Origin of the sequence: Sphingomonas sp. AAP5 (genome assembly GCF_004354345.1) — a bacterium.
Lineage (GTDB): Bacteria > Pseudomonadota > Alphaproteobacteria > Sphingomonadales > Sphingomonadaceae > Sphingomonas > Sphingomonas glacialis.
Window position 1 is genome coordinate 2,694,285 of record NZ_CP037913.1, and the last position, 11,877, is coordinate 2,706,161.

Consider the following 11,877-nt stretch of genomic DNA (forward strand, 5'->3'; position numbering starts at 1 on the left):
GCCCACATAGCGTGTTCGCGCCGCGCTTGTCGAAGCCCGGCGCGCTATACTACACAGCTAACACAGCGCTCCGTATCGGGGCCACGCGGCGGGGGTCTTCTTGGACAATCATCTGGCGGTCAGCGCCTCCGGCCTGATCAAGAATTTCGGCGGGCGGCGCGTTGTCGACGGCGTCGACATCGCGGTGCCCAAGGGCGCGATCTACGGCGTGCTCGGGCCCAATGGCGCGGGCAAGACGACGACGCTGCGGATGCTGCTCGGCATCATCGAGCCCGATGGCGGCAGCCGCACGCTGCTCGGCCATGATCGCCCGCGCGATGCGAGCGACCGCGTCGGCTATCTCCCCGAAGAACGCGGGCTCTACCCGGCGATGCGCGCCAAGGAGGCGGTTGCCTTCATGGGTGCTTTACGCGGGCTCGATCTCAAGACCGGACGCAAGCGCGCGGTCGAACTGCTCGAGGCGGCGGGGCTCGGCCATGCGGTCGACACCAAGATCCGCAAGCTGTCGAAGGGCATGGCGCAGCTCGTCCAATTGCTCGGCTCGGTCGTCCACCAGCCCGATTTGCTCGTGCTCGACGAACCCTTTTCGGGGCTCGATCCGGTCAATCAGGAACGCTTGGAAGCGCTGATCCTCGCCGAGCGCGACCGCGGCGCGACGGTGCTCTTCTCGACGCACGTGATGGCGCACGCCGAACGGCTGTGCGACCGGCTCGCGATCATCGCCGGCGGCAAGCGTCGCTTCGAGGGCACCGTCGCCGACGCGCGCGGGATGCTCCCGATGCGCGCGCACTATGTGCCGGAGCGCGACGATCCGACGATCGCGCAGCATTTGCCCGCCGACGCCCGGCACGGCGAGCACGGCTGGTCGTTCGAAGTCCCCGATGGCGGGGTCGAGCAAGCGCTCAGCCGGTTGATCGGTGCGGGCCACGGAATCGCCGGCCTGTCGATCGAACGTCCCGGCTTGCACGACGCGTTCGTGCGGATCGTCGGCGCTGCAGGACACACCGCCAAGGCCGCGACGGAGCACACCGCATGAGCGCGCACCCGATAAGCAACACGCGCCGCACGATCCGCCAGGCGATGACGATCGCACGGCGCGATTTCGTCGCGACGGTGTTCACGCCGACCTTCCTGCTGTTCCTGCTCTCGCCGCTGTTCACGATCGGCTTCGGCCTCGTCGGCGGGATGGGGGCGTCGACCGTGGCGAGCGGATCGAGCGAGAAGACGCGGATCGTCGCGATTGTCCCCTCGGCGCAACAGGACGCGATGCGATCGGCCGATGCGCGGCTGCGCGATGCCTTCGCGCGCGGTGACCGCCCGCCCCTGCTGGCGATCGAGGCGCCCGGTGCCGATCCCGAGGCGCAGGCGCGCGCCGCGTTCAAGAGCCGCAAGGGCATCGATGCGTCTGCGACGCTGTTCGGCGACCTGACCCATCCGACGATCCTGTATGACGGCCAGGGCCGCGCCGATGCGCGCTATCTCGCCTCGCTCGCCGAGGCGACGCTGCGCACCGACCCGGCGCAGACCAAGCCGCTCAGTACCGCGACGCTCAGCTCGATCGCGCGCGCCGCACCGACCGAGAGCGGCCACAAGCAAGCCGCCTTCATCGCCGTGTTCGGCATCTTCTTCCTCGCCCTGCTGCTCGCCGGCCAGGTCGTCGGTACGATGATGGAAGAGCGCAGCAACAAGGTGGTCGAAGTGCTCGCCGCAGCGGTCCCGCTCGAAGCGGTGTTCTTCGGCAAGTTGCTCGGGATGTTCGGCTCGGCGATCCTTTTCGTCGGTTTCTGGACGACGCTCGTCACCCAGATCGGCGGCATCCTGCCCGCGCGCTATGCCACCGCAATCGGCGAGATCGGCCCGGCGGTGGGTGCGCCGATGTTCTTCCTGTTGTTCTTCGCCTATTTCGCGATGGCGTATCTGCTGCTCGGCGCGGTGTTCCTCGGCGTCGGGGCGCAAGCCTCGACCGCGCGCGAACTGCAGATGATGTCGTTGCCGATCACGATCATCCAGGTCGCGATGTTCGGGCTTGCGTTGAAGGCCAGCGCCGCCCCCGATTCGATGCTCGCCAAGGTGGTCGAAATCTTCCCGCTCAGCTCACCCTATGCGATGGCGGCGCATGCCGCGAACCAGCCCGAGCTATGGCCGCATGTCGCAGCCCTCGCCTGGCAAGCGCTATGGGTCGCGATCGCGATCACCGTCGGCGCGCGGGCTTTCCGGCGCGGCGTGCTGCAATCGGGGAGCGGCCGGCTGTTCGGTCGGCGCAAGACTGTTGACATGAGTGTCAGTTAGACGTTCACTCCCTCAAAAGGAGAGGGACTATGGCGACTTTGGCGCAGGACGTGATCGATCGGTTCGACGTCAGTCGACCCGAACTCTACCGGGACGATGTCTGGCAGGCGCCGTTCCGCGAGCTGCGCGCGACCGCGCCAGTCCACCGCGTCGAGCATTCGGACTTCGGCCCCTATTGGTCGGTGTCGACCTACAAGCCGATCGTCACGGTCGAATCGCTGCCCGATCTCTACTCGTCGCAGGCCGGCGGCATAACGCTCGCCGATTTCATCGAGAACAACCCGACCGACGTCCGCATGCCGATGTTCATCGCGATGGACCGGCCAAAGCATACCGGCCAGCGCCGCACCGTCGCGCCCGCCTTCACGCCGTCCGAGATGGTGCGGATGAGCGACAATATCCGCATGCGCACCGCCGAAGTGCTCGATTCGCTCAGCTGGAACACGCCGTTCGACTGGGTCGACACCGTCTCGGTCGAACTGACGACGCAGATGCTCGCGATCCTGTTCGATTTTCCGTGGGAGGATCGCCGCAAGCTGACCTTCTGGTCGGACTGGGCGGGCGATATCGAGCTCGTCAAGAATGAGGAGCTCCGGATCGAACGGCTCCGCCACATGTACGAGTGCGGCGGCTATTTCCAGAACCTCTGGAACGCCAAGATCGGCAAGCCGCCGACGCCCGACCTGATCTCGATGATGATCCATTCCGACGCGATGGCGGAAATGGACCAGATGGAATTCCTGGGGAACCTGATCCTGCTGATCGTCGGCGGCAACGACACCACGCGCAACACGATGAGCGCGGTCGCGTATGGGCTCGACCTGTTCCCCGACCAGCGGGCGAAGCTCGAAGCCGATCCGTCGCTCATCGCGAACACGGTGCAGGAAGTGATTCGCTGGCAGACGCCGCTCGCGCACATGCGCCGCACCGCGACGGTCGATTCCGAGCTCGAGGGGCAGCAGATCAAGGCGGGCGACAAGCTTGCGCTCTGGTATATATCGGCCAATCGCGACGAGAGCGTGTTCGAGGATCCCGACACGATCATCGTCGACCGCCCCAACGCACGACGCCATCTGGCGTTCGGCCACGGCATCCATCGCTGCGTCGGAGCGCGGCTCGCCGAGATGCAGATCGCGATCCTGCTCGAGGAAATGGCGAAGCGGCGGATGCGGGTGAATGTGCTGGGCGAGCCCGAGCGAGTCGCGGCGTGCTTCGTCCACGGGTATCGCAAGCTGCCGGTGGAAATCAGCCGCTACTGACCCTACCCTGCCGTCGCCCCGGCCTCGTCCCGGGGTGATGGCTTAGGGAGGGAGGATTGCCCACCTCAGTTTGGCTTGGCAATCGCCTCGGCACGCACCGGCTCGGCATCCCCGGAGCAATCGCCATTCTGCCGCGCAACGACTGCGGGCGGTGCCTTGCGGCCCATCGTCCAGTTCGCTTGCATGCGGACCTTGGGATTGGGCGCACACCAGATCTCGCCGGTCTCGTTGATCGCGGTGACCCAGATGAGGTTATGCTCCTGGCCGTAATCGATCACGGCAAAGGCAAAGCCTGGCCCCTTGTCGAGCACGTGAACCGGAAGCGGCGGATCGAGCTGTTGCATCGTCATACGGCTTGAAGCGCGCGAAATCGTTTGGGGTTCCCCTATCCGCGCGTCACCCGATGCGTCCGGGGACCGCAAAATCGCGTAACTATCCCGCAGTCCGAGCGTATAAGGACTGTGACGCCAAGAGGATCCGACCGATGCACGACCGCCGCCATTTCCTCACTCTCGCCGGCACCGGTGCCGCCGCCTTCGCGCTGTTCGGCTGCAAGGGCGCGAGCGCTGGCCCGCCCGAGAAATTCGAACTGACGCTGAGCGATGCGCAGTGGAAGGCCAAGCTCTCGCCCGCCGCGTACAACGTGCTGCGCCATGAAGGCACCGAAGCGCCGTATAGCAGCCCGCTCAACAAGGAGCATCGCGCTGGGATTTTCTCGTGCGGCGGATGCGCGCTGCCGGCTTTTTCGTCGAAGACCAAGTTCGAGAGCGGCACGGGCTGGCCGAGCTTCTGGGCACCGCTCGCCAATGCGGTCAAGTCGCGCACCGACAGTTCGCTCGGCATGGCGCGGACCGAGGTGCATTGCCGCCGCTGCGGCGGGCATCTCGGCCATGTGTTCGACGACGGCCCGAAGCCGACGGGCCTGCGCTATTGCATGAATGGCGTGGCGATGACCTTCACGCCGGGCAAGGCCTGATCCCCCGCTCCCCGGCTACGGCCGGGGGGTCGATCAGCCGTGACGCTCGTTCGACAGCGACGCCATGATCATCGGTGCGGCGCGGTCCTGCGTGTCGTCGCCGGTCGACTTGGCCGAATAGATGAAGCCCTTGGTCGGATAGGCCGAGGTGCCGAGGCCACCCTGCGGGCCGTACCACACCTTGACTTCGCTCCAGTCGCCATTGGCCGAGACGTCGATCGCGCGGACGTCGTGCTCGACGCCGCCGCGGCGCGACCAATTGGCGTGGGTCAGCAGGACTTCGCGGTCGTTCACCACTTCGCTGACCATCGCGACATGGCCCATGCGCATGCGGCTGGTCGCCGAGAAAGCGAGCACTGCGCCGACCTTGGGGGCATGGCCACGGGCGTAACGACCAGCGGCCTGGCCCCACCAGGTGTTCGCGTTGCCGTGCAGGTCGATCCCCGACACTTCGCGCGCGAACGGCGCACACTGCCAGAACTGCGCCATTGCAGGGGTCGCCGTCAGCAGGGCGCACGATACCACCAGCGCTAAACGCGCTGCCAAAGCCTTGAATGTCATGTGACCCCCCAAAGGTCGTTTGAACTCGTTGAGTGTCTCAAAGCAGGTCGCCGCGCCGCTGGAAACCCTGTCTCCCCGATGAACGGAACCTTTTCCGATGAAGCGAGTTGACCGCACGATGACTGCCCGTTTCGGCATCCGCCGACGGTCCGGAGCAGCGGTGCGCGCTCGCCAAGTCACGCGATCCCGGCTAAGAATCGCACCATGAAACCAACCACTGCCCGCCCGCGCCTCGTGCTTGCCTTGCTGATGGTTGGCGCCGCGCTGACAGGATGCTCGCGCGAGGCTGCGCCCGATGATGACGCTGCGCTCTACCAGTCGAACGCTGCGACGCTCACGCCGGGCGTCCAGCCGGTGCGTGTCGGCGAAGGCGGCCCGGCATTTCGCGCCTGTGCCAGTGTCGGGCAGGTGGTGAACCTGTCCCCTGCCGGAGAGCGCTATCTTGCGGTACGCACCGCCCCTTTCGCCGAAGCCGACGAAGTCGTCCGGCTCGGCGACGGCGCAAAAATGTATCTGTGCTCGCGCTCGCTCGATCAGCGCTGGCAAGGCGTAGTGATACCGCCCGCCGACTCGCCGACCAGCGATTGCGGCGTCACCGCCTCGCTCGCGGTTCCGCGCGCTTATGCCGGGCCGTGCCGATCGGGCTGGGTGTTGAGCGGCTTCGTCCAGCCATCGGCGGGCTGACGTCCAACGATCGTTTGGTAGCCTAGTATGGCGCTTCACAGCTACGAAACGCGCGACACGCCGCGCTTTTGAATTTCGGGTTTGCGAGCCGCGCCCGGATCGGGCATCGCGTCCCTGCACAGAAACGGCAGATGGCGGACCCATGGCACTCGACCCCGAAACCTTCGACGCATTGATCGACACGGTACGCCGCTTCGTCGCCGAACGGCTCCGCCCGCTCGAAGCCGCGGTCGAGGAAGCCGATGCGATCCCAGCCGACGTCGTGCAGGACATGCGCGAGATGGGGCTGTTCGGCCTGTCGATCGACGAGGAATATGGCGGGCTCGGGCTGACGATGCTCGAAGAGGCCAAGGTCGCGATCGAGCTCGGTCGCACCACGCCGGCCTTCCGCTCGACCTTCGGCACCAATGTCGGGATCGGCTCGCAGGGGCTCGTGATGGCGGGCAATGCCGAGCAGAAAGCCGCGTGGCTGCCGCGCATCGCGAGCGGCGAGATCATCACCAGCTTCGCGCTGACCGAGCCCGATGTCGGATCGGATTCGGGCGCGGTGAAGACGCGCGCGACCTTCGACGGCCAGTCGTACCGGCTGAACGGCACCAAGCGCTATATCACCAATGCCGACAAGGCCGATTTGTTCACCGTGATGGCCCGGACCAGCGACACACCCGGCGCGCGCGGCGTCTCGGCGTTCCTCGTGCCGCGCGATCTGGCGGGCGTCTCGATCGGCCATCCTGAGAAGAAGATGGGGCAGAAGGGCGCCAAGGTCGCCGACGTGGTGTTCGACGATGTCGTCGTCCCCGCCGAGAACCGGCTCGGTGCCGAGGGCGAGGGCTTCAAGATCGCGATGCGCGTGCTCGACCGTGGGCGGTTGCACATTTCGGCGGTGTGCGTCGGGGTGGCCGAGCGGCTGATCGCCGATTGCGTCGCCTATGCCACGACGCGCACGCAGTTCGGCAAGCCGATCGCCGAGCACCAGTTGATCCAGGGGATGCTCGCCGATTCGAAGACCGAGGCGCTGGTTGCGCGCGCGATGGTGCTCGAGACTGCGGCTGCCAAGGACGCCGGCAAGGACGTCGTGATGGAATCGGCCGCCGCCAAATATTATGCGAGCGAGATGGTCGGCCGCGTGGCGGACCGCGCGGTGCAGATCTTCGGCGGGGCGGGCTACATTGCCGATTACGGGATCGAGCGGCTGTACCGCGACGTCCGGTTGTTCCGCATCTACGAGGGCACCAGCCAAATCCAGCAGATCATCATCGCGCGCGAAACGATCAAACGCGGCGGGTGAGCTCGTCGCAAGCCGCCGCCGTATAAGGCGCACGACCAAATCGCCCTCCCGCCTGCGGGAGGGGTCAGGGGAGGGCAGTACCGGCAAGCGCCGGGCTTGAGGCACGCCCCTCCCCCGGCCCCTCCCGCAAGCGCGAGGGGAGCAAGAAAAAATCAGGAGAGAAGATGATGGACACCACTACCCTGTTCCGCCTCGACGGACGCGTCGCGCTCGTCACCGGGGGCTCGCGCGGCATCGGCAAGATGATCGCGGCTGGCTTCATCGCGCAAGGCGCGACCGTCTACATCTCGGCGCGCAAGGCCGATGCCTGTTTCGAGACCGCCAAGGAGCTCGGCGAGAAGTGCATCGCGCTGCCGCAGGACGTGTCGACCGTCGCGGGCTGCAAGGCGCTCGCCGCGCAACTCGCCGAACACACCGACCGGCTCGACATCCTCGTCAACAATGCCGGCGCCGCCTGGGGCGAACCGTTCGAGGCGTTCCCGGAAAAAGGCTGGGACAAGGTGATGGACCTCAACGTCAAATCGCCATTCTTCCTGACGCAGGCGCTGTTCGAACCGCTCAAGGCCGCCGCGAGCGCAGGGCAACCCGCCAAGGTCATCAACATCACCTCGATCGACGGCCAGCGGCTCAACCCGTGGGAGACGTACAGCTACCAAGCGTCGAAGGCGGCGCTGATCTATCTCACCAAGCGGATGGCGGCGCGGCTCGTCACCGATCATATCAACGTCACCTCGATCGCGCCGGGCGCGTTTGCCAGCGAGATGAACAAGGCCGCGCGCGATCATGGCTCGGCGATCGCGCAGAGCATTCCGGCCAAGCGCATCGGCGTCGACGAGGATATGGCGGGCGCGGCGATCTACCTCGCGTCGCGCGCCGGGGATTATGTGATCGGCGATACGATCACGGTCGACGGCGGGCTGGTGCATGCCGCGCTAGGGACAAGCATCGACGCATAATGCGTCGTCACCCCGGCCTTGTGCCGGGTCCACCGTGCAGCGCAGCCAGCCTTCGACATGGATCGGCACGATCGCGGCCTGGTGGACCCCGGCACAAGGCCGGGGTGACGATTGACCTACGTCGTCTCCTGCGGATGATGCGGCGTGAGGATCAGCACGCCCTCCTCGACCCGCCACGATTTGAGCCGCGACAGGAAGTTCATCCCCACGACGTTCATGTCGCCGAACGCGGGCGACACCACCACCGGCAGGTCGCGCGCGACGACGTTGCCGATCCGCAGCACAGGCACCGTCGCGGTCTGCGCGGCGACGTTGCCGTTCGCGGTCTGCATCACCACCGGCATGAGCGAATCGTTCGGCTCGATCCCCGCCGCGGCGGCGGTATCGGCCGAGATCGCTGTCACCGTCGCGCCGCTGTCGACCAGCATCCGCCGCTCGATCGCGCCGAGCTTCACCCGCACCCAGAAATGTCCGTCGCTCGCCATCGGCACGCGCATTTCCTTGCCGACGACTTGCTGCCCGCCGATCTGGAAGCGCTGCGCCATCCGCGCGAACATCGGATCGAATTGCGCGCGCTCGGCGAACAGCAGCGCGACCACGACGACCGCGCCGACGGTCATGGCGAACGACAGCACGCGCCCGAACACCGGCACGCGCCGCGCCAGGAAGAGTATCGCCACGACGCCGGCAATCAGCAGGTACAGCGGCGCGTGCGGGCCAAGACGGGAGAGATCGATCACGATCGCAATATAATATGCGGGCCTGCGTTTATGAAGGCTGACCGCTGCATATGTGCGCCCGCGTCACTCCATCGCAGACAGCAGCCGATCGACCGTCGTCGTCGCAAAGGCGGTGAAATTGTCGGCGACGCCATAGGGCAACAGAATATCACGCCCGAGCGCGAGCGCGCCGCAGCTGTACACCACATTGGGCACATAACCGTCGCGCTCGTCGGGGCTCGGCCGAAGGATCGGCTCGGGCGTGCGCGCGAGCAGCTTCGAGGGATCGGCCTTGTCGAGCAGACACGCCCCGACGCAGTAATTGCGCACCGTCCCGACGCCGTGCGTGAACACCAGCCAGCCTTCGTCGACCTCGATCGGCGAGCCGCAATTGCCCATCTGGACGTATTCCCACGGATATCGCGGGCTGACGATCTTGCCGCCGCCTTCCCAGTGCAGGATGTCGTCGGAGCGATGCAGCCAGATGCTCTCGCTGTCCTGTCGCCCGAGCATGACATATTGCCCGCCCACGCGCCGCGGGAACAGCGCCATGCCCTTGGCCCCCGCCGCATCGCCGGTCAGCGCGCGCATGATAAAGGTTTCGGATCCGTCGCCCGACAGCAATTCGGGCCGCGCGGTCGAGCCGCTGAACGCGGTGTAGGTCCCGTGATAGGTCGTTGTGCCATCGTCTTCGGTGAAGCGCACCAGCCGCAGATCTTCGATCCCCTGATGCTGGCTCGGCAGCACGGGAAACAGCACGGTTTCCGAAATGTCGCGGCTGCGATCGACGCGGAGCGTCACCACGGCGCCCGCGGCGACGCTGTCGCCCTCGATGATCGGCGGTACCGCGACCAGGCTCGACGGGTCGATCGCGATCCGCCCGCCAGGGACCCAGCTGCCCGACCGGAACGCCACCGACGAGACATGGCCCTCGCCGATCCCGCGCAGCGACACGATGAAGCGTACGCCCCCCTCCGGTGCGGTCGATTGATCGTGCGCGAGGACCGCGCTCGGGTTGAACAAGGCGGCGGCTTCATACGAATATTCTTCGCTGAAATAGGCACCGATCAAGCGCTGCTGCGCGGTGTTCGCGGTCGGCCGCTCGGCCAGCGTCGCGGCGATTTCCTCGTAGCGCCTAACCAGCATCGCATCGACATCGCGGTGCCGCTCGTCGAGCGAATCGGTGGTGATGGCCAGCTCGGCGGCGAGCCCCGCAGCGTCGAGCGTCATCACGCGGTCGACAATCGCCTGCGTGCGGCTTTGCCCCTCGACCTGGAATGCCTTGGGATATTCGAGGCTGAACGGCCGCACCACCGTTCGTGACGGATCGGGGCGGAGGATGACATCGGCATGGTCGAGAATCGGGTGTGCGTCCGGCATGGCAACTCCCTTGGAGGAAACGGCAGACTATCCCACCAGAACCGCGCCAACGTGCGAGGATCACGGTTGATCCAGATCAGCGGAGAATCAAAATACTACGCTGTGCAGCGGTACTTAGCCCGGATTCGGATCTTGTGATGCATCCGCGTGCCATGCCACCATCGCGTCGCTCGTGAAATGCCGGGCGTTGGGGGCAGCCGGATGATCACCTACAGAATCTTTGCAGCGGGTATCGGTCTCGTCGCACTGTCCGCGCCATTATATGCGCAACTGGCCGAGCCGGCACCGCTCGTCGCCGAGCAGCCCGCTTTGACGGTGCTCAATCAGCTCGGCGCAGCGCCGAACGATGCCGCGCGCCTCATCCTGTTCGATCGCGCGCTGGCGCTTCTCCCACAGCCGACCCCGCTTCGCGGGCACGTGCTGTGCGGCCGCGCCGCGGTGCTCGGTCAATTGCATCGTGACGACGAAGCCCGCCGCGGTTTCGACCAGTGCCGCCAATTGCTGCCCGACGAACCCAATGTGCTGCTGCCGATCGCCTTCGACGAATCGCACCGCCAGCGCCCGGTCGAGGCCGCGCAGCTGATCATCCGCGCCGCCAAGCTCAAGGCGTCCGCGCTGGACCAGATCGATGCCGATTCAATGGCGACGGTGTTGCGCCAATTGGCCTATGTCGGGAAGGGCGATCTCGCCGACACGATGATCGATGCGTTGGTAGGCGCGGGCTATCCGCGCGACAATCCGGGCGTGTTTTCGCACTATACCCAGACCGCCATCCTGTACCGTTTGCGAACCGGCGATGCAGCGACCGCGATGCAACTGCTGCCCTCGGTGCTGAGCCCGCACGCTGGCGTCGCGATGCTCGTTGATCGCCGCTATGCGCCGATCTGGCCCGCGATCGGGGAGTGGGCGGGCAATGATCTGTCGGTCCAGCGCGGCGCGTTGCTGGCGGCGGCGCGCGCGACCTTCGAGACCAGCGAAACCCCGGAAGCCCGGCTCGCCTACGCGCAAGCGCTGGTCGACACGGGCCACCGCCGCGAGGCGATCACGCTGATCGAGCAATGGCTGCAGACCGACGCGGCGAACACGGACATGTGGGTGCGCAGCATGGCGGTGCTCAAACAGGGCCGCTGGCTGGCGGAAGCGGGGGAGCGCGCCGAAGGCATCCGACGGATGCGCTCCGCGGTCGATGCCCCGGCGCAACCCGAATCGGGGATCGAGAACATCGTCCCCAATCTGGTCATGCAATTGCTGCTGGCGCAGGACTTTGGCGGCGCAATCGCGATGCTCGACCGCCATCCGCCGAGCGCAGACACGCTCGAAAGCCCGGTCGCGGCAGGCTATTTCGTCGCCCTGCGTGCGTGCGCGTTGCAGGGGCTCGGCAAGCACGAGCAGGCCGCGGCGCAGCTCGCGCGGCTCCGCAGCGTCTATCCCACCGCCAAAACCGCAGGCGACTATGCCGTCGCCTGCGTCGCGCCGATTGACGAGCAAGCCGCCCGTTGGATCGCCACCGTCCGTGATCCGGACACGCGGAACGATGCACTCGTCGCACTCGAAACCGCGCGCTATCGTGCGAAGCAGGGGCTGCCCGCGCTGACGCTCACCGAGCAGATGCTGCGCCGGATCGAATCGCGCACCGACGTCCGTCGCAGCTTCACCGAATTCGGGCGCCCGCTGCCCGACAGCTACGCGCCCGCGCTCGACGATTTCAACGTGCGCCCCGCCGCCACGCCGCGCGGCCCATCTCCGACGCCAGTCGCCTGACGCC

General features: G+C 66.6%; 12 protein-coding genes. 8 read left to right on the forward strand and 4 right to left on the reverse strand.

Features of this window, described 5'->3' with window-relative positions:
* The first annotated feature begins 100 nt into the window (after positions 1-100).
* From E2E30_RS12535 to E2E30_RS12545, 3 genes are read left to right on the forward strand one after another with little or no spacing between them, the layout of a single operon-like run.
* On the forward strand, positions 101-1,036 hold the full coding sequence (locus tag E2E30_RS12535; RefSeq protein WP_133190311.1) for an ABC transporter ATP-binding protein: 936 nt from the start codon (positions 101-103) through the stop codon (positions 1,034-1,036).
* A complete protein-coding gene (locus E2E30_RS12540) occupies positions 1,033-2,289 on the forward strand; it encodes an ABC transporter permease (RefSeq protein WP_206365573.1) in 1,257 nt (418 codons plus the stop codon). Before E2E30_RS12535 ends, E2E30_RS12540 begins: the two co-directional genes overlap by 4 nt.
* A 29-nt stretch (positions 2,290-2,318) precedes the next feature.
* On the forward strand, positions 2,319-3,548 hold the full coding sequence (locus E2E30_RS12545) for a cytochrome P450 (protein WP_133190313.1): 1,230 nt from the start codon (positions 2,319-2,321) through the stop codon (positions 3,546-3,548).
* A 65-nt stretch (positions 3,549-3,613) separates the two neighbouring features.
* Here the strand turns inward: E2E30_RS12545 and E2E30_RS12550 are convergent, their stop codons facing one another.
* Positions 3,614-3,898, reverse strand: a complete 285-nt coding sequence (locus tag E2E30_RS12550; RefSeq protein WP_133190315.1) for a hypothetical protein — start codon at positions 3,896-3,898, stop codon at positions 3,614-3,616.
* Between the two features lie 134 nt (positions 3,899-4,032).
* Between E2E30_RS12550 and msrB the strand changes: the two genes are divergently transcribed.
* Entirely contained in the window at positions 4,033-4,524 is a 492-nt protein-coding gene (gene msrB / locus E2E30_RS12555) for a peptide-methionine (R)-S-oxide reductase MsrB (protein ID WP_133190317.1), read from the forward strand.
* Between the two features lie 33 nt (positions 4,525-4,557).
* Here the strand turns inward: msrB and E2E30_RS12560 are convergent, their stop codons facing one another.
* Positions 4,558-5,085, reverse strand: coding sequence for a CHAP domain-containing protein (locus E2E30_RS12560; RefSeq protein ID WP_133190319.1), 528 nt, complete (start codon positions 5,083-5,085; stop codon positions 4,558-4,560).
* Between the two features lie 204 nt (positions 5,086-5,289).
* Here E2E30_RS12560 and E2E30_RS12565 point away from each other — a divergent pair, with 204 nt between their 5' ends.
* The 3 genes from E2E30_RS12565 to E2E30_RS12575 all read left to right on the forward strand — a co-directional run bounded on the left by E2E30_RS12565 (position 5,290) and on the right by E2E30_RS12575 (position 8,013).
* Positions 5,290-5,769 (forward strand): hypothetical protein, encoded by a 480-nt coding sequence (locus E2E30_RS12565; protein WP_133190321.1) that lies wholly within the window; start codon positions 5,290-5,292, stop codon positions 5,767-5,769.
* A gap of 142 nt (positions 5,770-5,911) precedes the next feature.
* Entirely contained in the window at positions 5,912-7,057 is a 1,146-nt protein-coding gene (locus E2E30_RS12570; RefSeq protein WP_133190323.1) for an acyl-CoA dehydrogenase family protein, read from the forward strand.
* Between the two features lie 167 nt (positions 7,058-7,224).
* Positions 7,225-8,013 (forward strand): SDR family NAD(P)-dependent oxidoreductase, encoded by a 789-nt coding sequence (locus E2E30_RS12575; protein ID WP_133190325.1) that lies wholly within the window; start codon positions 7,225-7,227, stop codon positions 8,011-8,013.
* A 116-nt stretch (positions 8,014-8,129) separates the two neighbouring features.
* Here the strand turns inward: E2E30_RS12575 and E2E30_RS12580 are convergent, their stop codons facing one another.
* Together E2E30_RS12580 and E2E30_RS12585 are read right to left on the reverse strand one after the other, a co-directional pair.
* Positions 8,130-8,753 (reverse strand): retropepsin-like aspartic protease family protein, encoded by a 624-nt coding sequence (locus E2E30_RS12580; RefSeq protein ID WP_133190327.1) that lies wholly within the window; start codon positions 8,751-8,753, stop codon positions 8,130-8,132.
* Between the two features lie 63 nt (positions 8,754-8,816).
* Positions 8,817-10,112 carry a glycoside hydrolase family 130 protein gene (locus tag E2E30_RS12585; RefSeq protein WP_133190329.1) on the reverse strand — a complete coding sequence of 432 codons (1,296 nt, stop codon included), beginning with the start codon at positions 10,110-10,112 and terminating at the stop codon, positions 8,817-8,819.
* A gap of 201 nt (positions 10,113-10,313) precedes the next feature.
* Between E2E30_RS12585 and E2E30_RS12590 the strand changes: the two genes are divergently transcribed.
* The gene (locus E2E30_RS12590) at positions 10,314-11,873 is read left to right on the forward strand and encodes a hypothetical protein (protein ID WP_240698923.1); all 1,560 of its coding nucleotides are present in this window, start codon (positions 10,314-10,316) and stop codon (positions 11,871-11,873) included.
* The last annotated feature ends 4 nt before the right edge of the window (positions 11,874-11,877 follow it).